Origin of the sequence: Photobacterium sp. Alg240-V54, from assembly GCF_900537155.1 — a bacterium.
GTDB lineage: Bacteria > Pseudomonadota > Gammaproteobacteria > Enterobacterales > Vibrionaceae > Photobacterium.
Map to the genome: position 1 here is coordinate 992,860 of NZ_UNRL01000001.1, position 25,938 is coordinate 1,018,797.

Consider the following 25,938-nt stretch of genomic DNA (forward strand, 5'->3'; position numbering starts at 1 on the left):
TGTTTAATATTCCACGGATGAATTACTATGCATGCAAGCACTAAAGAATCGACTTCCCCCAAGCAATTTTTTTTACAAATAATCACCAAAATATGCCTGCTAAGCATTGCTGCTTTGCCATTAACTCATACTGTAATGGCACAAGAAATAACAATTACAACAACGCTATCAACAATCGATAATATTCTTATTAATCCAGATATTGGTATTACTGAACACCATTCTTTTAATATTAAAAATGATCCATGGTGGAATAAACCAACCCACCCAGAAACATCTGTGGTCTATTTTCGTTGGTATTGGGAAGAATTAGAACCACAAAAGGGACAATATAATTTCAAGCTTGTTGACGATACTATCAATCAAGCTGCAGCATTAGGAAAGACCACTGTTATTCGATTTATGACAATGGCAGGCGTAGATGAGGTCTACTACAGTAACTCACCCAATGCGGGCAAAAAAATACTTGGCATTCCCTGTTGGTTAAAGCAAAAAATTGACCCAAATACAATCGGTGAAACCTGCGCTGATGATAACAGCTATACCGTTGACTACAAAAATCCAGTTTTTAAAAAGAACCTTAAACGCTTTCTAACAGCCATGGGTGAACGCTATAACAATAATCCTAATATTTTACGTCTTGACGTCGGTCTCGTTGGAACATGGGGCGAATGGAATTTAGCATCACATAAAGGCTATGAGCGACCAACATTAGGCAACCACGCCTATACAGATGCAGACTTATTACCATTTCCTAAAATGATGAAAGAAGCATTTCCCAATAAAACACTGCTCATGTATCTCGGTTCAAACGATGAAAATATATTAAGTCATAGCACTCAACGAAATTATGGTTGGCGAGCAGATTGTATTGGTGACTGGGAGCTTGGCTGGAATCACATGGAACATGGTTATCCAGCAACCTTTGAGCACGCACAAGGACTTGGAAATAACCATAATAGCTATCCTGATCCTAAATTTCTTCAACGTTGGAAAAAAGCGCCTGTCGATTTTGAAATTTGTTACACTGTCGATGAATGGGCCGCTAAAAAAGACATTTATACGGTTGAGAAAGTTAAACAAACATTTGAAACTGCGCTTGATATGCATACATCATTATTAAACCTAAAATCAGGCAATATTCCTGAAATATATCAGCCATTATTAGATGATTTTCTTAAAAAAGTAGGCTACAGATTTGAATTGAATACTGTTGAGGTTACCAGTAATTTTAAAGCCGGATCGCCGTTTTTAATTAGCTCTAGTTGGAAAAACACAGGTGTAGCACCAAGTTATAATAATTATCCGGTTGTGTGGCGATTACGAGACCGTAACAATAATGTTATCGATTATTTTGAAACCAATAATGATATTCGTCATTGGCTTCCTGCAGATAATAAAGAGGACATCTCACCTCAATACACGCAAAAAAATAGCTTCACATTACCTGAAAATATTACCGATGATCACTACTTCCTTGATGTCGCATTAGTAAAACCCAATACTCAACAAGCAGCGATAAAATTAGGTGTTGAGGGTGTAAGACAAGACAAATGGCATCACGTTAAATCCATTTACTTAATGAATAAGTCTTAATTTTATATCAATACGGTTGAAGGCTAGTACAATGCTAGTCTTTAACTTTACAGGCTTTTCGCAATTAATCACTTAGTTAACACTCCACTGATATGCTAATTAATATCTACGTTATACTTCAGTATTATTAGACATTGGCATTTAGCATGAAGCATAACCATTTAATTATTGTTAGTCTCTTAGCTGTTATCACTCCGATATTAGCGCAAGCAGCACCAATCACAATCAATTACACGCCGTCGATTAATAGTGGTATTCTTGTTAACCCTGATATTGGAATTACCGATCATCAAACTATTAACCGTCATAATAATCTTTATTGGTCTGAGCCATCTTATCCAGAAACAAGTGTTGTTTATTACCGTTGGTATTGGGAACAATTAGAACCAGAGGAAGGTGTTTATAATTATAAACTTATAGATGATACGATCAAAGCAGCTCGAGCCCAAAATAAAAAAATCGTTATTCGTTTTATGACAATGGCAGGACTTAACGATACTTATTACAAGCCCTCTCCTCGTGCAGGAAAAAAAATACTCGGTATTCCTTGCTGGTTAAAAAAACAAATAGATCCAAAAACGCATGCTATATGCAAAAATGATAATAGCTTTATCATTGATTACAAAAATAAAATTTTTAAAGCTGACCTAAAACGATTTGTTGATGCCATGGGAAAACGCTATGATCATAACCCTACTATATTGCGCTTAGACGTGGGTTTAGTCGGTACATGGGGAGAATGGCACCTTGCAACTCACTATAAAGATCCTGCCCCCACATTGGGTAATCATGGTTATAAAGCAAAAGATCTCATTCCTTATATCACCATGATGCAACAAGCATTTCCAAATAAAATGCTCACAATGAGTATTGCCACGACCAGCGAGAATACAACAAGTTATGCAACACTCCATGGTTTAGGATGGCGAGCTGACTGCATCGGTGATTGGAGTCATGGCTGGAATCATATGGAAGAGGGTTATCCACAAACGATTCAGCATATCGAGGGTAAAGGAAAAATAAAAAACACGTATCCAGACAAAGACTTTCTAAATCGCTGGCAGCATGCTCCGGTTGATTTAGAAATATGTACTGATATGGTTGACTGGGCAAAAAAAAGCAAAGTATATACACCAGAAATGGTGAAAAAAACGTTTGATTATATATTGAACTTACACACATCATTATTCAATTTAAAATCAACAAAAATACCAGCACAATACCAACCACTATTACACGCTTTGATAAAAAAACTGGGTTATCGTTTTAACCTAAACCATATTGAAGTAATAAGTGAATTCAAACCAGAAACCAGTATTACCTTTAACTCACAATGGCAGAATGTTGGAGTTGCTCCTAGTTATAATAACTACCCTATTGTATGGCGATTAAGAAGCAAAAATAATAAAGATATCTATTATTTCAACACTAATAATAATATTACCCAGTGGATGCCAGCATCGAATACTATAAGTCAGGCTCCTATTTACAATCAAAATAATACATTTACCCTTCCTAAAAAAATCATTAAAGGACAATATTATGTTGATATTGCAATGGTTAAGCCTAACACTCATCAACCGCAGGTATTATTAGGTATCAATGGAGAGATTGATAACAAATGGTTCCAATTAACATCAATAACGATTAAATAACAAAAAAGCGTCAAATAATCATATTTGACGCTTTTTTAATAAATATTATTTATTTAATTGAACCATTACTGCGTTAGAAGTCCAATTATCTGCACTACATGTTTCTGTACCAGGGAAGCGTACTATAACCTTTTTATTACGAATTAATGCATTTTCTAATAATGACTGAAACTGTGAACTTTGCATTTCAGTTTTAAAACGTAAATGTTCTTCTATTTGCTGCTGTTGAGCCGCGGATAAATTAGAACGGGCTAACAGCTTCATCGGTTTAGCCATATAATCTTCATTTGATTTATCTAACGCGATACGCTTCCATGCTGACCAATGTTCTGACGGATTATTTAGATAAGCAAAAATAGCACCATGTTCAACACGAACAGCTTCAACTTTTGCAGGGCCACAATCTTGCCAATCACCATTGTTACTCGGGATATTTGAATCAGCAAAAGCTGATGTTGATAGTGATGCAGCAACTAAACTAAGAGCAATATATAATTTTTTCATGACTTTACGACCTTTTATTGGTTATTTTATTGTACAGAATTTACTATTAAATATTCTCATAGTCCACCTTATTGATAACGCAAATAAAAGCCACCAAATGCATTAAATTACTTTATGAATGTATTTCGAAATGCATCCCAAACACCAAATGAAAAGTGTTTAAAAATATCAATGCCTAATGCCGATTTAATTAAATACATCGTCAACACTGCAGACATAAATAATAAAATAACACCAAAAATAATACCGAGCGATTTACACAATAATGATAATGACCCATTTTTTCTTTTTTCTGAACGACGATCTCGCCCAGCTAACAGCACCGCGTAATAACGCCACTTACCAAAACCAATAGTTGGCCTAATATCGACACTATGTTCACTTCGAACCGTATTTGTCACTATCGCTGTTTCTATCGCCTGTCGCTGATCATTGGTCAATGAAGCACAAATATCACTAGGAATAGACTTAAAAAAACGAGTAATAATAGCCTGTTCTTGATCTGAATAATTATTAGGTAACATTCGTTATACTCTTATTTTTTCATTACAGCCTGCTTATAAACATCATAAGTCTGCTCTGCAATCAAATTCCAATCATAATTTTTTAGATATTCAGCATACGAGACAAGAGGATTATCAATTGTCTTTACAAGCTTATCCGCTAAATCTTGGCTATCACCACATTTAAAATAACAGTCATCCTCTAAATGTACGGCTTTATTAGCAGGAATATCACTGACTATCGCTGGTAATGAAAAAGACATAGCTTCTAATAAAGCAATAGGTAATCCTTCACTAAATGAAGGTAATACAAAAGTATCTGCTTGTGAAAATATACTGTGTAATTCTTCACCTGACAAAAAGCCCGTTAAGACAACATTATCAGTTTCTTGGGCTGTTTGTTTTAACTTAGTGCTGTATTCTGTTGCATGATCACTATCACCAACCAGTACTAATGTTTTTTTAATGCCACTAAGCTTATAAGCTTCTAATAAAACATCTAGGCCTTTTTCTTGTGAAAAACGCCCAACAGCAACCACATAACCTCGAGGTTCAAGATTATATTTAGATAGATATTCATTAATCTTACTTTGCTGTGGTAACTGTGGCTCATGAACACCGTTAAAAATTAAGTGGGTATCATTGCGGCCATATTTTTCATTCATTAAATTTTGCATAAAGTCAGAGATAACAATAACCTCTGATGAATATTTCATCGCCCACTTTTCACCAAGACGCAAAATAAACTTGGCTAATTTACCCCATTTTTGATGATCATAATTTTGACTATGGTGGGTAAATATAACTTTTTTACCAAATAAACGTAATAATGGGATAACTAAACCAGAGCCAATCGCATGCACATGGACAATATCAGCGTCAGCTTTAATTGCATACAAAGCAGCTAAAAATGAATGTAAAGGCGCTTCTAAAGATTTATTAGTTACCGTTGGTAAAGCTTTTAACTTCACACCTTCATAGACACTTTCTGAATAAGGTACATAAGGTTTACGCGCAGTGACCGTTATATCTAAATCATATTTTTTAACTAACAGTGGATATAGCGACTGGCAGTGAGATTCAACACCACCGGGAACATTAGGAATACCGCGGGTACCTAAAACTAAAATTGATTCTTTCACAACAACCCTTCTTATCTAAGAAAAAGTCAGCCCATGTTAGGCTGACTTTAGACCGATATATCTATTTACCAGCTAATGAATGATATAAAGCAATGAGTTCGCGCTTATGAACTTCAAGTGAATACTTATTAATCATTCGCTCTCTTGCTTTTAAACCCATCGATTGAACTAGTTCAGGGTTCTCAGCTAAAATATCAAGCTTATTTGCAAGTTCCTGTGCATTGCCAGGCTCAAATAAGAAGCCGGTTTCACCATCAACGACTTGCTCAGGGATACCGCCAATATTGCCACCAATAACAGGTTTACCGTAGCTCATTGCTTCAATCACTGACATTGAACAGTTTTCATACCACTCAGAAGGGACAATCACTGCCTTCGCATTTTTAATGATATTAAACAGCTCATCACCTTGAAGGAAACCAAGTAATTCAACATTTGGATATTGTTGTTCAATTAACTCTTTAACAGGACCATTACCCAATACCTTCAGTGGCACATCTGCTTTCATTAAACTATGTGCTTGCGCTAAAGTCGGTACGCCTTTCTCTGGACTTAGACGGCCGCAATAAAGAAAGTAGCCACCGTCTTCACCAATTTCAGTGGTACTAGCATCAATACCATTAACGATAACTTGTACATTAGCATTGGGTAAACGCGTTTTAATCATACTTTTCATAAACGCAGAAGGCGCAACAAAAGTATCAATATTCTCATAGCTTTTCTTTAAACCATGGAATACAGCTTCGCATGACATTAAGAAACTTTTAGACCACGAGCCCTCATGCCATTGATATTTGAATAAATTAACGAAGCTGCCATTAATATTTTTAACATCAAACACTTTGCCATCAATTAAACAGCCATAACCTGGACAAGCGACTTTATAATCATGCGCTGTAAGGATTGTTTTACAGCCATGCTTTTTAGCAATTTTTATAATTGACGGCGTTAATTGATGATAAATATTATGGAAGTGAACAATATCAGGTTTTTCATTGATAATTAATTGTTCAAACTTTTCACAAGCTTGTTGGTTATGAATAAAATCGCGTGAAACTTTTAATTTTGACTTAAGACCATGTTCATTATTGTAATCAACATTATCGACAAAATATTCACTTTGCTCTGATGGTAAGTTTTTCTCATGTTTCATAGAAAAATCTATAACCTCAAAACCTTCCGTATTTTTCACCATTTCTCGCTCTTGCAAGAAAACAGTTTCCGCACCGCCATGAGGAAAAAAGAACTTATTTACAAATAAAACTTTCATAAAACCTAACTCACTATCACAAAGCATTGTGTTTATTTAAAACATTCTTAATATCATCAGCAACTTGTTGGCCTAAATATGAGTAAGAACGATTGTTTTTAATATAATTATAACCCGCATCTAATTCTTGTTCTGACATCGGATTTTGGGCTAAATCAATCATCGCATTAGCATAAGATTCACTACTACCATCAGTCACTCGACCACAATCTGACTGCTCAATAACATATTGCTGATCGGGAGAATCATTACAAATCATGGCTTTCTTCAACGCCATATATTCCATTGCTTTGGTTGGCGTTGATACATCAAGTAATAGGCCTCGATTCATAAAACCAATCACCATATCAACTCCTTTGAGATAAGCCCAAGCTTCTTGAGTCGGAACCCAGCCAGTAATAATAAAATCATCAGCTACCCCTAACTTTTGCGCTTCTTCTACTAGACATTCACGATCACGTGTAATTTCAGAGTCACCGACAAATAATAACTTTAAATTGGGTACTTGCTCTTTTGCCTGCTGAAAAGCTTGAACAATGGTTTCTAGCTTACGTAATCGATCTAAGCTACCTAAATAACCAATAACGATAGAATCTTGCCATTGTGGTATATATTTCGGCTCAGTTGCTGCAGATTCATCGATTTTATCAAAATCAACCCCCATAGGAACAACCATCATAGTTTTAGGATCAACACCTTTATTTTTCATATAATTAAACATGAAATCGCTCTGAACATAAACACGATCAGAATGCGGTAAAATAAAGCGATAAAGAACAAACTCTTCTACTAAGCCTTTTGCTAATAGAATTGGACGCTTCCAACGTGGAATATTTTCATTTTTATCTTTTGCACGCATCGTTCTGCTTTCTGCATATAAAAATGAAACCCAATAAGTGAAGGGCAATTTAGTTAATTTTGCGGCTAGCAAAGTAAATAGTCCAACCCAAACCATGTCACGCGCTTGAATAACATCATATCCATTTTTTTTTGCATGTAACGATAATTTACAAGCATTAAAAAAATAAGCTAATGAATCCAGATGTTTATTTGACATCTTTTTACTGGTCATTAATGTGGTGTCGTTACCCTTAATAAAAATTGCTTCTTTTTTAGGAATACCAACAATGGTTGTTTCAACACCTTGTTTAGGCAGTTCTTTAGAATAAAGTACATCAACATCTGGACGATATGATGGCAACTCTTCTGGAACAAAGTTTATAATCTTTATCTTGCTAACCATTAATACTTCTCATCTATTTTTTTTATAACTTTTGCAGGATTACCAACTGCAATACTATTTTTTGGAATGCTCTTAGTAACTATTGATCCTGCACCAATAATACAATTATCCCCAATAACAACATCCCCTAAAATAATGACACCAGGACTTAACTCAACGTTATTACCTATCACTGGTGAAACATATTTACCGGTTATTTTATCGATTTTATTACCTATCGTAATATTATGTTTTAATATGACATTATCACCAATAACAACCTCTTTATTAATAACGATGTTTTGAGGGTGATACATCATTAATCCTTTTCCAATTGTTGTTCTTGCTGGTATATCTAATCCGCAAAAAAACTTGAAAAACTTCAATATAATCAAGTTAATAACAAACAGCTTTCCTCGAAGACCATCGGTATAATAACGTGATGCAAAATGAAAATTTAACATGAAAAATTTTGCTGCTAATGGACTATTATTTTTAAACATGTTGTTACTCCTTGGTTAATTGAGGGGAACATCTCCACTTTAAAACCATATATCTAATAACCACACATCACACATAAATATAACATCAACGTATGCAATTCATTTTACTTGTTCTATTTATAGTCACTTTTCTGATTATAAGCATAGCACCAAGACATAAATAAAATTGGAACTGATACACGGGAATTAATGCTAATAATGGCGCGTAAGGTAATGTTACTAAGCCCGCAACCGTAAAACCTATAAAAGCTGGCTGTCGGGATAATAATTTTATATCTGCTATCGATAAATCATCTTTGGAAAACATTGGTTTCGGTTTAGAATTCCAAATAATTAACAAACAAATAAGTACTAAAAATGATGTACCGACAAATCCAACTTCCCACAAATAAATAGCAAGTGCTGTTGAGCCAACATTTAAATTAAATAACATCGAAATATAACCTGGCGTATTACCACCAGGGTTCGAACTATTTAAGCCATAACCAAATAATTGATCTACAACACCATGAAGTGTGGAGTTCTTTGCCCAGAAAAAGAGAGACGTTAGACGTCCAAGTTCATCCACTCGGCCATTAAGCCCTGGAATAATCGCATGCGTATCAAAAATATAACCCACATTATCCATAAACATATCCCAAATACCCAACTTAGCTGAATATTGATTTGCATACGTAACGGCCAATATTGTTATAAATGCGCCTACCAATAATGAAATAATGACTATCCCTAGGATAATGGTTTTCATATTTACCGGTTTAACTTCTTTAACATAACTCGGTAAGATAAAAACATACATCATGAAAATAGGTGCAAACAGCACTACAAATTGAACTTGAGCAATTATCGCTATCGCAAAACCAATTGTTAAATGAAACAATAATGATTTTAATGTAGCAACACCATGTTTATACTCAGATAACTTCATGAGCATTATCAACATAGCAAACAACCCCATTGAGGCACCATTACCCCCCGAGTTCATACTACCGCCAAATGTCCCTACCACTGAATCCCAAGAGTCCATCTTTCCTTGCGCAGCGACACGCGCAGGAACAACAATCAGTATTTGATAAACAATAACTGGTATTTGAGCATAAAAAACCCAATATAATTTCTCTGTTATTCGATAAATCTGTGATTCACGACAAAAGCCAAGTATTAAACATAATAATAATAAAGGTATACCAAGGCTGTTTTTTATACCTGCAATTGTTGGCTTTATTCCCTCTTGCAACAAGGAAGACGTTAATGCTAGAACAAAAAGTCCAACAAAAAGTACAATTATCATAATTTCTAAACGATCAAGCTGTCTAAAATTATACCTTGTTTGTAATGGGAGCAATGCCACCATTCCAATCGTCATTACAAACGGCAGCCATAGAAAAGCGTTCACGCCAGTAAAATACTGTGCGAGTCCACTAAAAACTAACGTCACAAAAACATAGACTTGGAAATATGCTCCCGTATTCATTTATTTAAAACCTTGTTCTTTTAGTTTCAGTACACGCTTATTGATATTGATATAAATCATTAAGTACCTGATTGCAGTGAGTACTGAAAACATAATCAATGACAACGCATAATCTTTATAAATAAGTGGCAATATAATGAATGTAATAACAACAATTAATAATTGCTCACATTGAATACGCAAAAAGTAATTAGGCGAGCCAAAAATTAACTCGACAACAGTTAATGGGACAAATGCCAGCATGACAAAGACATAAGGTAACATCATGCGTGATGTAGCAATTGATTGTACCCACTGCTCGCTAAGGAAACGTTCTGTTATCCAAGGATAAGCAAAATAGATACCAATAACGACAACAACAGATAGCCCAAATAATAACGCTCTTACTTGACGATATTCTTTTATATTAAAGAATTTATTACGAAAATCCTCTGACCATTTAGAAAATGTATAATTTCGAACCGACTGCCCCATGATAAGCACTGGCGATAAACAAAACCGATTAACAACAGCAAAATAACCGGCAACCAAAGGGCTAAACCAATGGTTTATTAATATTGTTGGCAACTGTAAGCTTGCATTAGCAATAACTTCAGCACTACCAATACGAGACAAATGTTGCCAATGCCTTACGATATATTTGCATTGTGTCGTCGGATAAAAAGAGCTTAGTTTAAAGTCTTTGAAATCAATATATTTATACAACCAATAGCTAATCAAGCTTAAATGAAACACAGCCCATACATCATATAAATAAATATCTTTCCATGAACATAATGCTGCAATAAATACAACAACCGTTACAGAAATACGTTGTAAAGCTAATTTATTAAATAATTTATATCTTAATAATACATTTTCAGACACGATCATTAACGAATAACTTGCCGTTAATATATAAGTCGGCCAAAAAGGTAAATCAAAGCTTAAACGCACTAAATAAATATATAATGCACTAACAGCCCATGACTGAATGAAACTAAAAACAATCGCAATTTGTAGCTCATCATCACGTACTTTTGTTAATAAAAAATGCGAGCCATATAACGCAACCTGGGCACCGATCATGATGATGCCCAACATTAATGCATAATTACCAACCGCAGACATACCGTAACGATACGATATGAATAAGATCGTAAAAGCACCAATTAATTGTGAAATAACTGATGAGCCACCAATTGTAGAAGCACTCTTAATTAAGCTCACTAAATAATCCCTTTCACGTCAACGGGATTAATATTTTCAGCTGCTTCAATGAATTTTTCGTTTACTTTATTCAATACACAACCCAGTAATTTTACTTTATTAGATTGTAATTGATTAATTGCACTCACAATTTGGTTTGAACTTAAGTTGTTAGACTCAACAACAAAAATCACCCCATCAACAAGCTGGCTGATTAGTGCAGCATCTTTGCCTTGTTCAACAGCCGGTGTATCAAAGATAACATAGTCATATTGATCATTAAATTCAGCAAATAACGTTTTCAAATTGTTATTGGTTAATAACAGCAATGGAGACAACGTGTCATTATTACCTGCAGAAATAAAGTCAAAGTTAGCTAACTTAATGATACAGTCATCTTTAGTCGCTTTATGGGTGATCAGTTCACTCATGCCAACATGATGTGGATCAGCTAACGCCTTTGTTAACACTTTAGTTCTAAAGTCAAGATCGACAACCAAAACACGAGAATCAACAGCTAATGATTTAGCAATCAAAGCCGAAACAGTTGATGCACCTTCATCTGTTATTGTTGACGATACAGCGATCATTTTTGATTGCGTATTCAACAAATGTATCGCGCTACGAATACCAAATGCCGCTTCATCCAAACAAGGTAAATGACAGTTACTGTCAATAATACTTTTAGGCGTTAACGGCTCTTTGTAGCGTTTAATTTCACCTAAAATGTCTAGGCCAAGACGACGCTTAATCTCACTGATCGTTAATACTTTATTATTTATAGCAGCTAAAATAACAAAGAATATGATCGCGATAAGTAAAGACATAATAGCAATAACTGCAATTAATAACTTTTTATTCGGTTTTGTTGGTTTTTCTGGAATCAAAGCAGGATCAATCATTGAAGCCGCTGATTCTACAAACTGACCGTTAATCTCAGTTTCATTTTGGCGTTGAATAAGCTGATTATAAATTTTACGTGTTTTGGTAATTCCATCAACTAAGTTATTGTATTCAGTCTTTTTATCACCGAGAACTTGGAAGTTTGCGGTCATTTTATTAACAGAATCTTGCAGTTGGTTTTCTTTTAAAACCGCAGCTTGATACTGCTCTTTAATACCCTGAACGATTTGTTTAACAAGGATATTAGATTGTTGCTGCAAAATAACTAAGCTTGATTTAGCTTGAATCACCTTCTCATTTTTAGCGCCATAGCGTTTCTCTAAATCTGATAATAGTGTCCGTTGATCAATAATCTTAACGCGTAAGTTTTCCATCTGTGGATGGCGTGATATTTCAGGAATAAAGGCAGCTTTAACACCAGAGTTTGCTTGGTTAGTCACTGTTTTATAAATAGCTTCACTGTGTACACGTTGCGCAACCGCCGCAGCTAAATTTTCATTTAATAGTGTTAATTCAGATGTTTGAAAACCATCAATACCGCGGAATGTAATTAAATGTTCTTTCTTTAAAAAAGCATTTAGATTATCTTCTTTTTGCTGTAAATCTACTTTAAGATCTGCAATTTGCTTGCCTAATAATACCGATGCATTGTCTGTCGCATCACGATTATCATTAATGGTGTAGTTGATATAAGAATGTACAATACTATTTGCAACCTCAGCTGCAAGTACTGCTTTTTCTGATTCAAAACCTACATCGACTAATTGTGTTTTACGCACAGCAGAAACAGTCAGGTGCTTTAATAAATAAGTGACGCTATTGTCTTTCTTTTGTGCCAATGTTAACGGTTTTTTCGATTTACCATAAAATTCAGGATCATTGTAAAGTTTAAGATCATCGACAACAGTGGCAGCTACACGGCGTGCTTTAATTAATTGATACTGGGTTTCGTAATATTCTTTACGCGTTGCATCAAAGCTTCTAACTTGCTCAAATAATGTTGGCTTTGTTTCATCTGCTTTCAGATATACCGAAGCAAAAGCTTCATATTTTGGTGGCATTTTTAATACTAACGGTGTCATAGCACCCGTTGTAATTACACTAAATGCTAAAACTTTCCACCAATTTTTTTTTGCTGACTTGAGGAAGCGAGAAAAGTCAATTGTACTTTCTAACTTTCTCCCTTCATCTACAAACAATGACGACATTTAAATTTACCCTAAAATTAGAAAAAACTTTGATCAATAATTACTGTATCACCTGGATTAACAGCCTGAGTCGGAGATACATCTTTTAATAGTTGGCCATTTGATAACCGAATATCAACATCACTACGATCGGCACGATCAGTAAAACCACCCGCAATAGCAACAGCTTGCTCGCGTGTCAATCCTGGACGATATTCATAACTACCCGGTGCTTTGACTTCACCAGAAACATATATTTGTCTAAATTGAAGTATGGTTACAGTGACCATCGGATTATTAATATAACCATTTTTCAATCTATCACGAATATCCATAGCAACTTGATCTGGTGTTTTTCCTGTCAGTTGTAATTTACCAATGAGTGGATAGATCACATCACCACTCGCATCAATGGTGAACTTCATTGATAAATTATCTTCGTTATAAACTAGAATCTGAATTTGATCGCCAGGTCCAAGTAAATAATGATTTTCTGACGCTGCAGCAGATGCATTAGCACTAATAAAAAAGCTCATTGTTAACATAAAAATAATAGAAACTATATTTTTCATCTTAAATCGCCACTTTGACTGATAATCCAAATTGATTCTGTTCATAACCTAATTTTCTTATATAAGAGTTGCCGTCAATGAATACAGGATCAGCACTATTATTTGTATGAAATAACATATATTTATAGCCTAAACTAAATTCAACTTTCGGTCTAAATAAGTAATTTAAGCTTAAGTCTAAATAATCATATCTATCTTTACGCTTTCGAATATGATATTTATCAGAAATATGTTTATATGATAAATTACTTGTTATATGCCCTAAAAACTGATGCTGCCAAGTAATACTATTTTGTAGAGATTGAACAAAGTCGCCAATATTATCGGGTTCTTTTGCCTCACTCAGTGTTTTAAGTATTATTTTTGAATAATCAACAGGTTGCCACTGGTAAGATAGATTCCAGTTTACACCTGAAAAATTACTGCTTTGCATCTTTTTTTGAACGTTAGAAATTGTCGCTTCTACTTTTGACTTACCCGTTAATTGACTAATAATAGAAAATGCGCCAATTAACTCATCGTTATCACGCTCGTGATCTAAATAGCGAAAGTCTTTATATAATAATGTATAGTCAAAACGTGTTTTATCTGTATATTGATGCCTGAATGTTACTTTAAAATCACTTTCCGTAACATTTTCATTCTTTAAATATTCTTTAAAAGCGGATTGATAACTATCCAGAATATCATAATCTGTGTACTCTCGTGAAAAATCAAAAACAAGATTACCTTTAGCGTTTTTTGCACCATAGGTATATTTTGCATTTATTTTTTTCTTCGTTTTACCAATATCATGACTTATATTAAAATTATTAAATGTCGCCGCATTATTTTGCTGCGTTTCATTGTCAAAGAAAAAACCATTTGTCACACCCGTCCCTAACGCTTCATGGTTTTGGCTGTAACTACCGGTTAATTCAAAATGGTGACGAAAACCTAATTCCCACTTAAAAACACCATGAAGTTGATGATCATCATAGCTATCATCACTAATTTCATTATTGGTATAATGTCGATAATCACCAGAATAATAAAGTCCAAAGTTTTTAGTATTACGCTGACCAACCACACTAAATACAGGTTTTAATGAGTAATAATCAGAACTAATTATGTTGTCATTAAGCTGATGAAGAACATTATCATCAAAACCATAACCACTACTGACTGATGAAGAAAATTCTAAACCTAGCAAAGGATCTATATGCTTAGAGTTTTGAAAAGTGCTATCTGCACTTGCAACAAAACTGCTAGTTGCACAAAAGCAACCTACTAATACTAAATGAATCTTCTTCGTCTTAAATAAACACATAATTTAGTACGCTGTCTCACTAACAAAACCCTTAAAAATAGTCAGAAAAATAATCTGCAAGTCTTTTGATAGACTCCAATGCTGAATATATTGTAGGTCGTATTTCACACGCATTTCCATTTTATCTAGCGTATCGGTCTCTCCACGGAAACCTTTTATTTGTGCAAGACCGGTAATACCAGGTTTAACTTTATGGCGTAGCATGTATTTATCAACAAGAACGCGATATTCTTCATTATGTGCAACTGCATGTGGACGCGGACCAACAATAGACATACTCCCCTGCAATACATTAAAAAATTGCGGTAATTCATCTAATGATGTACGACGTATAAACGCACCAAACTTAGTTACGCGAGGATCATTTTTGGTTGCTTGAGTAACAACAGCGTCATTTTCCATTACGCCCATAGAACGAAACTTCCAGACTTGGATTCTCTTGCCACCTAAGCCATAACGATCTTGTTTAAATAACACTGGGCCTGGTGAACTACGCTTAACACCAATAGCGACAGCAATTAATACTGGCGATATAAGCAAAATAATGATGCTACTTATAATGATGTCTTCAATACGCTTTAATACTGCTCCCATTCCTTCAAACGGAGAGCCAAAAACACTGAAGGTTTGAACATTGCCAATAGTATTGATCTGACTGACGTTCAAATCATAAGTATATAAATCAGGAACAAGATAAGTTTCAACAATCGTGTCAGATAATAATTTTAAACATTTCTGAATACGATCTTTTGCGACCATCGGTAAAGCAATATACACCTCATCAATCTCGCCACTTTTAGCTAACTGCACCAATTGGTCAACATTTCCATGCAGTGTTGCTTTTGATAAATAACCAAATCGGCTCTCATCACGATCATCAAAATAAGAAATTTCAAATTTTTGATAACGAATATCTTTTCTTAATGCTTGTTCAATCGCAATACCGCCTTTAGTCATACCCAAAATAGCAATACGTCTAACCTGAGAGTTACGCTTTAAAAATTCACGAATAGCATAAATAACCAAGCACTTAACAAAGATTACACAGGCAATAGATAACACAATCCATTGCCAGACAATCACACTATTTAAATGTGTATTGTTAACACCTTCAAATGAGCCCAACTGCAGGCACAAAATTCGCCATACTAAAAATGACAAGAAAAATGTAAATAACGTTTTTAGTACCGTAATGGTGTAATCTTGGCGAGCATATTTCTTATAAAGCCCGCTATATTCACCAACAAGTAAAAATATCACAGAGAAAAGAAAACTACCGGCTAAACCAACCGCAGTTTCACTGACACCACGTAAAGAAATAAGAAAAGTTAATGTAACATTGAGCAGTAAAAAATCACTGGCCTTTATTAATACAGCATAACCATCATCCGCTATTTTTATAGCTTGTATTTTCATAGCTTAAACTAGCCTCTAGCACTACTAATTTTATAATGAGCAATGTCATTTCCATTGCTTTCTAATAATTACACGTTTATAAATTCGCGTTTACGGTGTAATTATACTGTAAAAAACCACCGCACCGTCAAGTATTTGTCGCTTTTTTTCGCAAATAAATACCACTACGGCATACTTGCACGTTATAATTTTGACGAAAAAAAACAAACACACTAAAAAAACAACAACTTAAGAAGGTAGTACAAAACTATTAATATAAAACACAATTCAATTGATGCTTATAAGAATTAATTTTGAACTCAATTAATACATGCTAAAAATAACTTTCAATAAAGAATAAAACTCGATTAATTATAATATGCGTTGTTAGTTTTTTTATATCAAAAGGAAATGATCACGTAGACTAGACAGACTAAATAATAGAATATTTTTTAGATAATAGAGGAGTTAATCACAAGATACAAACGAGTGATAATATATTGAATATTACAGAGTGAGAATGAATATAATAAATAAGCTAAACAAGTATAAATATATTAACAATGTTTACAGTTATCAGTCACATCCATTAAACAACAAACATGACTGAAATATGACTGAAATATGACTTATCACTTAAACAAACGGTTTTTCATTAACAACGAACCAATAATTGCCATCATGATACCTACTAATAACACAACAAAGTTTTTGTGGCGTTCGGCGGCTAAAATATTCTCAGCATAAGTATTATTATACAAATCAGAGCCCGTCATTGTTAGAAATGATCCCATTTCAATAAAGACATGTTCTTGACCAACCATACCACTCAGTGAAACCATTCCCCATAAAAGAGAAATCACGCCTAAAGAGATAGAAATAAAACCCCAACTTTGTTTAACATCCATATTCAAACTCACGCCATGACACTTATTTGCGATTAAAAGTAAAATTTAGCGTGAGAATATTACAAATAACGGAAAAAAACAATTCACCAGGAATATGAATGATCAAGCAAACAATTCACCTTAAATATAACCCGATTTAATAAACAATAATAAACCATTGAAAATAAACAAAAAAAACAACATATAAATAATCATAACTAATATATAATTATTGAACACTGTATATATTAATAGATATTAATAACTTATTTTCTATTTTGTGATCTTGATTCAAATTATCATAGCTACATATAGTTCATTCAATAATTGCAGATATAAAAAAGCGACAAAATATTGTCGCTTTTTTATTATTTCTTATTTTATTTCTGTTTGGGACGAAATGGTTTAATTACACTTTCATCACACACAAGAAATGGACCATCCATCAAATCAAGGCAGTAAGGTACGGCAGGAAATACTGCATCTAAGCACTCACGAATAGACTTTGGCTTACCTGGTAAGTTAACAATTAAGCTATCACCACGAAGTCCTGCTGTTTGGCGTGACAAAATTGCCGTAGGAACAAATTTTAGCGATTCGGCACGCATTAGCTCACCAAAACCTGGCATCATACGATCACAAACAGCTTCTGTTGCTTCAGGCGTAACATCACGCTTAGCAGGTCCTGTTCCGCCAGTAGTAACGATCAGGCTACAGTTTTGATTATCAGCCAAGTCAATCAACGTACTCTCAATCACGTCTTGCTCATCAGGAATAACTTGATAAATAGGCTCCCACTCTGATGTAAGATAATCATTTAGCGTATCAATAATTGCTTGTCCTGAGATATCTTCATAAACACCAGCACTTGCACGATCGCTCACTGTTACAATACCAATTTTTGCCTTACTCATCTGTTACCTCATTTGTTTAAACGCAATATTACCGTTAAGCATAACATTTATAGCATTATTAATGGCTAAACAGTGTATGTAAATCAGTAAGATGGTAAACATTAATAATACCTATATTCATAACCAGCGCCTAACCTGCTGACAATAGCGGCGATAATCATTCCCAAACAACTGCAATAGTACCTTTTCCTCAGGCTTAATCTGAAGCTGATTAACCGTTAGCATAAAAGCAATCACCGCTATAGCTGCTGATAATTCGCCCCCAATAAATACTGCAGCAATAAGCAATAACAACAAACTTAAATACATCGGATTACGGCTATATTGGTATATACCTGTGGTCACTAACTGAGTGGTTGCTTGTGGTGTAAAAGGGCTGAGAGTAGTGTTAATTCTGGCAAATACTGACATTGATAATGATCCAATGACAAGAGCAATAACCACTAATAATATTGCGACGCTCCAAACCGGTTCAAATTGCCACACCGGAATAAATAATCCACAGCCATACATCATCAATAACGCTATAGCAGCCAAAACTGGCGGGGGGATTTTCAAAGACAGCATAATTTATTCTCACTTATTGCCTGAATTTAACCGCTATTGAGCACATATTACCTAATAATAAGGTTGCCTCGATAGTTGCCAGCTTATAGCATAACCCTTTTGGTTAAGAGTCATATTGGTTATGCAACAACTCAAGTACATTCAAGGTTATCCGCCTCACCTTGTTGATCAGGTTCAACAGTTAATAGAAAAAGATCAACTTAAGACATTATTACTTAACCGTTATCCGACACCGCATACGATTAAAACTGAAAAAGCGTTATACGATTATGTGATTGAGCTGAAAAACCAATATTTAAAAAAATCAGCCCCCATCAGTAAAGTTGGTTACGACAATAAAATTAATGTGATCAATCATGCACTCGGCTTACACACCTTCATTTCACGTGTCCATGGCAATAAACTTAAAGCCAAGCATGAAATTAGAATTGCGACAGTATTTAAGCAAGCTCCCCTGCCTTTTTTACGGATGATTGTGGTGCATGAGCTGGCGCACTTGAGGGAAAAAGATCACAACAAAGCGTTTTACCAACTTTGCTGCCATATGGAGCCTAATTATCATCAGTTGGAGCTAGATATGCGGTTATATCTCACTCATTTAGATCTGATTGGGCCAATATATGATTAGTCTATTGTAAAGCATCGCGATTGTTGGGTTCGGTATTTACTCAACCCAATGTCCACCGTCGACTCAAGCCGTGATCGAGCCTTAAAGACGCCAATGAAGCACCTTACGTTTTGCGGCTAAATATAAACCCTACAACGCGTGGACAATAGATTCCCTATCGCCCTCACGGGCATTCACTGTAGGGAATGACAGGGTTGGGGCTTGGTAATTACGATATGACAGAATCGCTTGGTGATCACAAATGAGTCAGTGATTTTTGCTAAATTAGTATTTAACGGATAATCAGAGGTATGGCAAATCCTCATATCCTTTACCCAAATCAACTCATCCACTACATAATGATACCTTTGTTTTGTGTGCGTACTTTGACACTTCGATAACGAACAAGCTTTCTTGTAAATGATTACAGTTTAATTGAAGCGAGCAATGTTTAATGTCCTTCGACAACCGGCCCGTCGCTCTCACTAGTAAATCATCTCATACGTTAGACGAAGCGGGCCCTAGTGAACCGCAAGCTTCTATCGGCTCTTTATCACTACACCCTTTTAAAACAGATGGTCTACTCTGGCACAATCTTATTAAAACTGAGCTTTGATAATCGCTCAGACATATAGTCAACAAATAATCGCAGTTGATAAGGAATATAGCGGGATTGAGCATATTGAAGGATTACCTCTCCTGAATAATTCCCAGCTATGTGCCAGTCGGGCAGAATCTGGACCAATGTGCCTCTTCGTAATTCTGGTTGAACAGTGAAATCTGGGAAGATGGCGATCCCTAGATTCCGCAGCACGGCTTCTTTTCGGATTTCAGTGTGATTCACCGACATGCGATTGTTTGCTTTAACGATGGTGGTTTGGTTTGCGCTTGTCAGCCGCCATTCGTTATCACCAGCCTGTTCACCCAGCGCAATGCATTGATGGTGTTCAAGATCATCGGGATGACCAGGTTCTCCAAATTGCTCTATATAGTCTGGGCTGGCGCACATCATCAATTGGGTACGCGTTAGTGATTTTGAAATAAGCCCTTCGATTGGCTGATCCGTCAGCCTGAAAATGACATCAATTTCCTCTCCAATCAGATCGATATAGAGGTCCGATACCTTGAAGTGAATCGTGATCTTTGGATACTCAGCCATAAAATCCAGTAGCAATGGTGACAGGATTTGCTTGGCGAATGCCTTCGGTGCCGCCACTCTGAGTACGCCAATAGCTTCATCCTGGGTGCTTTGAACCGTTTTGACGGCTAGCTTGGCGGATTCCAGCATGGATTTGCACTGTGTATATACCTCCGTCCCAGCAGTGCTCATTTTCATCTGTCGAGTAGTACGCTCCAGCAGCTTTGTATGAAGACCTTTTTCCAGTCGATTGACCGATCGGCTGATTGAGGAAGGCGCGAGTCCCAGTTTTTTACCTGCTTTTGAGAAACCGCCTTCTTCAACAACGACAACAAATACAGCCATTTCGGGCAGAAGGGGAATTACCTCATTATTGTCCACTGTGCAAATATCCTTTGCTTTTGGGGTGTATTGTTCCTTAAATGTATCTAATTATAATCATCATTGTCAATTTGATAGGGATTCATTTCCAAACACTAAAAAGTTTAAGGATAAACGATGAAGAAAATCAGAAACGGACAAGTAGAACATATATTAACCCTGTTCAGCGATGGTTTAGACAGCACTTACTTATTGGAACTTCTGAAGGATTCTAATGTAAAAGTAACCGCATTGGCGGTCGATATGGGCGACGGTATTGATTCAAAGTCGCTCTCTCATATAGCCGATCATTATGGTGTGGACCTGATCATTGAAGACGGAAGGCAAAGTTTTGTGGAGCACTCCATTGTGTCAGCAATTCAAGCTCAGGCGATGTACCTGGGTGATTATCCGGTCAGCTCTTCTCTTTCTCGACCAGTCATTATCAAGCATGCCGTTGAGATTGCAAATAAACTGAATTGTGGCGCGATTATTCATACCGCCAATCAATCACAGAACAGCCTGCGCATGCTAAATGGGGCCATTGAACGTAGTGGGTTTGAGGGCTTTTACGGCTCCCCTTATGAGTACTCTGCGATCTCCCGAGAAGAAAAAATAGCCAACCTTTCTATGTCAGGAACAGTGACCTTTTCGCTATCACAGGGGCAATTGTTTTTGTCTAACATTGTCGCGGATAAAGCGCGGTACCTAACCGATCGTGATAACTGGGAGATTCAGGTAGCCCACGAGCGAAGCCAGAGAACAATTACCACTGAAAATATATTCCAGTTAAACAAAGCCTCAGCATAAAGGAGCATTCAATATGAACATGTCAGTCAAAATACCAAACGCAGTTAAATATTTTAACCATATTGAAAAGCTGAAACAGGATTGCTTCACGTTTATTAAGGGCACGGATATTCAAGCTATGCTCGATTGCACAGAGCATGATATCCAAGAGTTTTCTAACCAGTGGAACTTACTGGAGTTGGACCACTACATGGGCGACGGTGGTCTTTATCGATATCGAAGATATGGTCAGTTAACCAAATTAGCAACGGGTCAAGGCCTGACCTTGTTGCCCTATGCTTCTTACGTTCAAAGCAAAGAAGTGAATTACCTGAACGGTGATGTTGAACGGAAATATGAACCTTTGACCACAGAGTTCAGTCAGTCGCCAGTGTTACTTCAGGTTCTCTCAATGGTGAGTTCGCTGTATGACAAGGTGGATGGGAAGACTAATGATTGGAATATTCGACTGCATCCATACCGAATTGTAGCCAAGGCGAACAAATAGGTAAGCCTGCACCAGAAGGGTTGCACAGAGATGGGGTCACGTTTATTGCGTCAATGATGATTAATCGACACAACGTCTCCGGTGGCGTTACTACTCTTACGGATGCGGATCGCCAACCTAAGGCAACCGCTGAGCTAACAAATCCTTTTGATATTGTCATAGCTGACGATGCCAGAACTATGCACGATGTGAGCCCAGTTGAAGTATTGGACAATGATACACTTGGCACCAGAGATGTTTTGGTCATTGCATTTACAAAGTTGGAGCAGGTGGCCTGATGAATACGACAACTCAAAAAATATCTAAAAAGTTTGCCTTTCCAACCATAGAAGTCCTTTTACTGTTAGTGGCAGCATTTTGGGGGACAAGTTATGGGATGACAAAGTCTGCGTTGTTGTTTACTGGCGTCTTTGTTTTCATGGCCATTCGCTTTTTACTGACGTTCTCTATCTTGTTTTTCTCTACAGTGAAAGACTTCAGGGCCGGAAGAAATAAGGATTGGAAAGTTTCAATTCCTACTGGAGGAATTTTACTGGCAATTTTTTGCTGTGAAATTATTGGTGTGTCCATTACCTCGGCCACTAATGCCGCATTCCTGATCAGTCTGTCGGTGATTCTGACTGCCTTTTTGGAATTGATGGTGAATAAGCAGCGATTAAGTAGGCAGTTGTTGATGCTGTCTCTGATCTGTGTGTTGGGTGTTTACCTGCTGACATATGATGGCTCATTGTCGTTATCGCTTAATACCGGTGACTGGTTGATTTTGACCGCAGCACTATTGCGTGGATTGATGGTTACCACAACCAAACGCTTTACTGAAAACCGTGAAATTACTTCGTTGAGCCTGACAGCTTTGCAATCGCTGGTAGTTGGTTTGGGAGCGGTCGTTCTTGCGTTTACCTACGGACAAGGGCTGACGCTGGATTCTATTCCCAATAGCATGGAATTCTGGTTGATCACACTCTACCTTATATTGTTCTGCACACTGTTTGCTTTTTTTGTTCAGAACTATGCAGTACGAAGAACCTCTCCAACGAAAGTGTCCATTTTGATGGGCAGCGAACCACTTTTTGGGGCGATCTTTGCGGTACTATGGTTGGGTGAATCATTGAATGTTGTACAGTGCATAGGTGGTGCTGCGATTGTTGGTAGTGTATTGATAGCTACATTGAGAAAGAACAGTAACTAGTATCTCAGTAAAGCATGCCAGAAAAACTATGAAAGAGAAAATGAAGGGACAGGCACTAAATAAAGAGCTTGTTCCTTAGCATCTAGCTCACTTGAATCGAGACTTCAAAATGGAGTCAAAAGCTTAGTAGGACACACACCAAGTTAAAGATGTGTGTTCCTCTTCCAGCGACAACCAAGGTGCGGACATCAGTAACCTCTACCTGCACCATGGTCGTCTAGGCTCCACTGTGCAAGCGCTGGATGCGATCAACCTCCAAGGTATGTGTTTAGATTACAGCCCATTTAGTGAAGTGTTCAGAAAACACAACGACCAAATATTTTGGAAGGTGAACAGCACGGTCAATGCTATTCATCATCTGGTAGAGGTGGCAAAGAGCTTATAGCTGCTTTCATTAGAATAAATAAGGCAAATGTCTTTAGTAGTCCTACCGCTGATAGTCTTCACTAAAAAGGAATGGGGCGTGCGACGTGAGGTCGTATGAAGCGCTGTTCACCGTTAATCGAGTGAACCATCTGTATCACCAGATGAACCTAGGAGCCTGAATAAAGTAGCGGCTCTGACAATGTAACGAAGGTTGGCATTTGCCAACCGGGATCTAAATCGTGAGAGAACGATCCTCCTGATAACCACAACATCGGGTGAGTGCTAGGTAGTCAGTATGATGAACATATGTGAATCTGCGTAAGGGGCGTTATCCTTGCAAGCAGCGGAAGTGGTTAACACGCTGTAGCCAAAAGGCGCGAGAGTTGGAAAGAGATTGCCCCATGCTCTTTCGTGATCGCTAAGCTCTCCGCTCCATAGCAGGCATCTACCCTGACATTGCGCGACATACGGAACACGGTAAGCCTGTATCACTCCCACTGGGAAAGCCTTTGCGGCCGATAGTGATGCAGGTAGAGGATGTTGGAAAAAGCGAAGGCTGCATTGTAACGATGCAGATACAGGCAAATGTCTGGCACGAAAGTGAGCTGACTTCCGACTGGTCTTACGTTGCAAGATAATTTGAAGAACTTTATTCAAGGAGAAACGCAAATGATGATTTCAAAAGAGATTAGTGCCTCTCCTGACAGTGCTCAATGGCAGTCCATAAACTGGAAAGCCGTTGAATCCCATGTTTTAAAGCTTCAGATGCGTATTGCAAAGGCAACACGAGAAGGTAAACACGGCAAAACGAAAGCGTTGCAGTGGATACTAACTCACTCGCGTTCGGCAAAACTTCTTGCTGTTAAGCGAGTATCACAAAACAAAGGCAGTAAAACGCCTGGAATAGACGGCGTCATCTGGAACACGGATATGCGCCGTATGAAAGCAGTCAATCAATTGAGCAGAAAAGCTTACCAAGCCAAACCGCTCAAGCGTATCTACATCCCAAAGAAAAACGGTAAGCTCAGACCACTTGGCATCCCTTGTATGGTTGACAGAGCGCAGCAAGCGCTTCATCTTCTTGCACTAGAGCCAGTGTCAGAAACACTTGCCGACCCTAATAGTTACGGATTTAGACCAAACCGCAGTACTGCCGATGCAATCGCTCAGTGCTTCAAATGTCTGGCACTAAAGAAATCTGCACAATGGGTTCTTGAGGGAGATATCAAAGCTTGTTTCGACAAAATCGGACATCAATGGTTAATGGATAATATTACCGTCGATAAACGTATGTTGGAACAATGGCTAAAGTCTGGTTTTATGGATAAAGGACTGTTCTATCGTACTGATGAGGGAACACCTCAAGGCGGGGTTATATCCCCAACCTTGATGCTCATGACTCTTGCGGGGCTGGAGCAGCACATAAAGTCTACCGCACTTAAAAAGGGTGCTAGAGCCAACTTTATTGGATACGCCGACGATTTCGTCGTCACCTGTGCTTCAAAGGAAGTGCTGGAGAACGATATCAAACCGTTGATTGCTGATTTCTTAGCAGAAAGAGGCTTAACACTCTCCGAAGAGAAAACGCACATTACTCATATCAGTCGTGGTTTTGATTTTCTAGGTTTTAACCATAGGAAGTACAAAGGGAAATTGCTCATTAAACCGAGTAAATCCAATACACTACTGTTCTTGACCAACTTGCGCGAACTCATCAAAAAGCACGCAACTATCCCCGTTAACGATTTAATTAAGTTAATAAATCCGAAACTAAGGGGCTGGTCGAATTACTATCGACACTGCGTGGCTAAACAGGTATTCGGATATGTAGGTCACAAGCTATTCCATACGTTATGGCACTGGGCAAAAAGGCGTCATCCAACAAAATCCAGAACTTGGATCGCCCTTAAGTACTTCATCAACCGTCGAGGCCAATGGCAATTTCACGGTTGGCAGAAGATCATGAATATGGATTGTCAGTTCAATCTGTTTCAAATAGCCAAGGTGCCGATAGAGAGACATGTGAAAATCAGGAGCGCTGCTACGCCTTTTGATCCTCAATACCAAGAATACTTGGCAAAGAGAAAATCAAAGAAGCAATGCCGCAACTCTTGGCATGAGCCTGCTCTCGCTGCTTTGTAAGTTGCTGGGTGCCAATCGGTGCCTTAGTGAAGGCTTGAGCCTAGTGCA

General features: G+C 37.0%; 21 protein-coding genes and 2 pseudogenes. 7 read left to right on the forward strand and 16 right to left on the reverse strand.

From position 1 onward, the window contains the following. The first annotated feature begins 27 nt into the window (after positions 1 to 27). Together G6R09_RS04265 and G6R09_RS04270 are read left to right on the forward strand one after the other, a co-directional pair. On the forward strand, positions 28 to 1,596 hold the full coding sequence (locus G6R09_RS04265; protein WP_163920688.1) for a DUF4832 domain-containing protein: 1,569 nt from the start codon (positions 28 to 30) through the stop codon (positions 1,594 to 1,596). Positions 1,597 to 1,742: 146 nt separating this feature from the next. Further along, positions 1,743 to 3,251: a DUF4832 domain-containing protein gene (locus G6R09_RS04270; RefSeq protein WP_163920691.1), complete on the forward strand. Its 1,509-nt coding sequence runs from the start codon at positions 1,743 to 1,745 to the stop codon at positions 3,249 to 3,251. Between the two features lie 45 nt (positions 3,252 to 3,296). On the opposite strand, the gene G6R09_RS04275 is transcribed toward G6R09_RS04270, so the two are convergent. The 15 genes from G6R09_RS04275 to G6R09_RS04345 all read right to left on the reverse strand — a co-directional run bounded on the left by G6R09_RS04275 (position 3,297) and on the right by G6R09_RS04345 (position 18,791). Next, positions 3,297 to 3,755: a hypothetical protein gene (locus G6R09_RS04275; protein WP_065166609.1), complete on the reverse strand. Its 459-nt coding sequence runs from the start codon at positions 3,753 to 3,755 to the stop codon at positions 3,297 to 3,299. Between the two features lie 107 nt (positions 3,756 to 3,862). Beyond that, the gene (locus G6R09_RS04280; protein ID WP_163920694.1) at positions 3,863 to 4,279 is read right to left on the reverse strand and encodes a hypothetical protein; all 417 of its coding nucleotides are present in this window, start codon (positions 4,277 to 4,279) and stop codon (positions 3,863 to 3,865) included. 11 nt (positions 4,280 to 4,290) lie between these two features. Next, positions 4,291 to 5,400 carry a glycosyltransferase family 4 protein gene (locus tag G6R09_RS04285; protein ID WP_163920697.1) on the reverse strand — a complete coding sequence of 370 codons (1,110 nt, stop codon included), beginning with the start codon at positions 5,398 to 5,400 and terminating at the stop codon, positions 4,291 to 4,293. 61 nt (positions 5,401 to 5,461) lie between these two features. Further along, positions 5,462 to 6,670, reverse strand: a complete 1,209-nt coding sequence (locus G6R09_RS04290; RefSeq protein WP_163920699.1) for a glycosyltransferase family 4 protein — start codon at positions 6,668 to 6,670, stop codon at positions 5,462 to 5,464. A gap of 16 nt (positions 6,671 to 6,686) precedes the next feature. Next, positions 6,687 to 7,913 carry a glycosyltransferase gene (locus G6R09_RS04295; RefSeq protein ID WP_163920702.1) on the reverse strand — a complete coding sequence of 409 codons (1,227 nt, stop codon included), beginning with the start codon at positions 7,911 to 7,913 and terminating at the stop codon, positions 6,687 to 6,689. Then, positions 7,913 to 8,395, reverse strand: coding sequence for a serine O-acetyltransferase (locus G6R09_RS19995; RefSeq protein WP_065166606.1), 483 nt, complete (start codon positions 8,393 to 8,395; stop codon positions 7,913 to 7,915). Before G6R09_RS19995 ends, G6R09_RS04295 begins: the two co-directional genes overlap by 1 nt. A gap of 85 nt (positions 8,396 to 8,480) precedes the next feature. After that, positions 8,481 to 9,869: a capsular biosynthesis protein gene (locus G6R09_RS04305; RefSeq protein ID WP_065166605.1), complete on the reverse strand. Its 1,389-nt coding sequence runs from the start codon at positions 9,867 to 9,869 to the stop codon at positions 8,481 to 8,483. Further along, entirely contained in the window at positions 9,870 to 11,078 is a 1,209-nt protein-coding gene (locus G6R09_RS04310) for a lipopolysaccharide biosynthesis protein (protein ID WP_065166604.1), read from the reverse strand. Next, on the reverse strand, positions 11,078 to 13,168 hold the full coding sequence (locus G6R09_RS04315; RefSeq protein ID WP_065166603.1) for a polysaccharide biosynthesis tyrosine autokinase: 2,091 nt from the start codon (positions 13,166 to 13,168) through the stop codon (positions 11,078 to 11,080). Before G6R09_RS04315 ends, G6R09_RS04310 begins: the two co-directional genes overlap by 1 nt. Before the next feature lie 17 nt (positions 13,169 to 13,185). Beyond that, a complete protein-coding gene (locus G6R09_RS04320) occupies positions 13,186 to 13,719 on the reverse strand; it encodes a polysaccharide biosynthesis/export family protein (RefSeq protein ID WP_082955624.1) in 534 nt (177 codons plus the stop codon). Between the two features lies 1 nt (position 13,720). Beyond that, complete coding sequence (locus G6R09_RS04325; RefSeq protein ID WP_065166602.1) at positions 13,721 to 15,028, reverse strand: outer membrane beta-barrel protein; 1,308 nt, start codon at positions 15,026 to 15,028, stop codon at positions 13,721 to 13,723. A gap of 3 nt (positions 15,029 to 15,031) precedes the next feature. Beyond that, positions 15,032 to 16,444 (reverse strand): undecaprenyl-phosphate glucose phosphotransferase, encoded by a 1,413-nt coding sequence (locus tag G6R09_RS04330; RefSeq protein WP_065166601.1) that lies wholly within the window; start codon positions 16,442 to 16,444, stop codon positions 15,032 to 15,034. Between the two features lie 611 nt (positions 16,445 to 17,055). Continuing rightward, positions 17,056 to 17,331, reverse strand: coding sequence for a molybdenum cofactor biosynthesis protein (locus G6R09_RS04335; protein WP_065166600.1), 276 nt, complete (start codon positions 17,329 to 17,331; stop codon positions 17,056 to 17,058). Positions 17,332 to 17,690: 359 nt separating this feature from the next. Further along, positions 17,691 to 18,224, reverse strand: coding sequence for a molybdopterin adenylyltransferase (gene mog / locus G6R09_RS04340; RefSeq protein ID WP_163920704.1), 534 nt, complete (start codon positions 18,222 to 18,224; stop codon positions 17,691 to 17,693). A 117-nt stretch (positions 18,225 to 18,341) separates the two neighbouring features. Then, entirely contained in the window at positions 18,342 to 18,791 is a 450-nt protein-coding gene (locus tag G6R09_RS04345; RefSeq protein ID WP_082955623.1) for an isoprenylcysteine carboxylmethyltransferase family protein, read from the reverse strand. Between the two features lie 121 nt (positions 18,792 to 18,912). Here G6R09_RS04345 and G6R09_RS04350 point away from each other — a divergent pair, with 121 nt between their 5' ends. Next, positions 18,913 to 19,419, forward strand: coding sequence for a M48 family metallopeptidase (locus tag G6R09_RS04350; RefSeq protein ID WP_065166598.1), 507 nt, complete (start codon positions 18,913 to 18,915; stop codon positions 19,417 to 19,419). A 559-nt stretch (positions 19,420 to 19,978) separates the two neighbouring features. Here the strand turns inward: G6R09_RS04350 and G6R09_RS04355 are convergent. Beyond that, a complete protein-coding gene (locus G6R09_RS04355; protein ID WP_163920706.1) occupies positions 19,979 to 20,917 on the reverse strand; it encodes a LysR family transcriptional regulator in 939 nt (312 codons plus the stop codon). Between the two features lie 117 nt (positions 20,918 to 21,034). Between G6R09_RS04355 and G6R09_RS04360 the strand changes: the two are divergent. The 4 genes and pseudogenes from G6R09_RS04360 to ltrA all read left to right on the forward strand — a co-directional run. Continuing rightward, a pseudogene (locus G6R09_RS04360) lies at positions 21,035 to 21,547 on the forward strand (argininosuccinate synthase domain-containing protein); the annotation flags it as partial. Between the two features lie 349 nt (positions 21,548 to 21,896). Then, a pseudogene (locus tag G6R09_RS04365) lies at positions 21,897 to 22,471 on the forward strand (2OG-Fe dioxygenase family protein). Next, positions 22,471 to 23,382 carry a DMT family transporter gene (locus G6R09_RS04370; RefSeq protein WP_065166595.1) on the forward strand — a complete coding sequence of 304 codons (912 nt, stop codon included), beginning with the start codon at positions 22,471 to 22,473 and terminating at the stop codon, positions 23,380 to 23,382. Before G6R09_RS04365 ends, G6R09_RS04370 begins: the two are co-directional and overlap by 1 nt. 1,035 nt (positions 23,383 to 24,417) lie before the next feature. Then, positions 24,418 to 25,890, forward strand: coding sequence for a group II intron reverse transcriptase/maturase (ltrA, locus tag G6R09_RS04375; RefSeq protein WP_065166594.1), 1,473 nt, complete (start codon positions 24,418 to 24,420; stop codon positions 25,888 to 25,890). Positions 25,891 to 25,938 lie beyond the last annotated feature (48 nt).

Bases quoted from the DNA above. Each gene is read 5' to 3' on its own strand.
- G6R09_RS04265 (WP_163920688.1), top strand. From the start codon at position 28: ATGCATGCAAGCACTAAAGAATCGACTTCCCCCAAGCAATTTTTTTTA.
- G6R09_RS04270 (WP_163920691.1), top strand. From the start codon at position 1,743: ATGAAGCATAACCATTTAATTATTGTTAGTCTCTTAGCTGTTATCACT.
- G6R09_RS04275 (WP_065166609.1), bottom strand. From the start codon at position 3,755: ATGAAAAAATTATATATTGCTCTTAGTTTAGTTGCTGCATCACTATCA.
- G6R09_RS04280 (WP_163920694.1), bottom strand. From the start codon at position 4,279: ATGTTACCTAATAATTATTCAGATCAAGAACAGGCTATTATTACTCGT.
- G6R09_RS04290 (WP_163920699.1), bottom strand. From the start codon at position 6,670: ATGAAAGTTTTATTTGTAAATAAGTTCTTTTTTCCTCATGGCGGTGCG.
- G6R09_RS04295 (WP_163920702.1), bottom strand. From the start codon at position 7,913: ATGGTTAGCAAGATAAAGATTATAAACTTTGTTCCAGAAGAGTTGCCA.
- G6R09_RS19995 (WP_065166606.1), bottom strand. From the start codon at position 8,395: ATGTTTAAAAATAATAGTCCATTAGCAGCAAAATTTTTCATGTTAAAT.
- G6R09_RS04305 (WP_065166605.1), bottom strand. From the start codon at position 9,869: ATGAATACGGGAGCATATTTCCAAGTCTATGTTTTTGTGACGTTAGTT.
- G6R09_RS04315 (WP_065166603.1), bottom strand. From the start codon at position 13,168: ATGTCGTCATTGTTTGTAGATGAAGGGAGAAAGTTAGAAAGTACAATT.
- G6R09_RS04320 (WP_082955624.1), bottom strand. From the start codon at position 13,719: ATGAAAAATATAGTTTCTATTATTTTTATGTTAACAATGAGCTTTTTT.
- G6R09_RS04325 (WP_065166602.1), bottom strand. From the start codon at position 15,028: ATGTGTTTATTTAAGACGAAGAAGATTCATTTAGTATTAGTAGGTTGC.
- G6R09_RS04330 (WP_065166601.1), bottom strand. From the start codon at position 16,444: ATGAAAATACAAGCTATAAAAATAGCGGATGATGGTTATGCTGTATTA.
- G6R09_RS04335 (WP_065166600.1), bottom strand. From the start codon at position 17,331: ATGGATGTTAAACAAAGTTGGGGTTTTATTTCTATCTCTTTAGGCGTG.
- mog (WP_163920704.1), bottom strand. From the start codon at position 18,224: ATGAGTAAGGCAAAAATTGGTATTGTAACAGTGAGCGATCGTGCAAGT.
- G6R09_RS04345 (WP_082955623.1), bottom strand. From the start codon at position 18,791: ATGCTGTCTTTGAAAATCCCCCCGCCAGTTTTGGCTGCTATAGCGTTA.
- G6R09_RS04350 (WP_065166598.1), top strand. From the start codon at position 18,913: ATGCAACAACTCAAGTACATTCAAGGTTATCCGCCTCACCTTGTTGAT.
- G6R09_RS04370 (WP_065166595.1), top strand. From the start codon at position 22,471: ATGAATACGACAACTCAAAAAATATCTAAAAAGTTTGCCTTTCCAACC.
- ltrA (WP_065166594.1), top strand. From the start codon at position 24,418: ATGATGATTTCAAAAGAGATTAGTGCCTCTCCTGACAGTGCTCAATGG.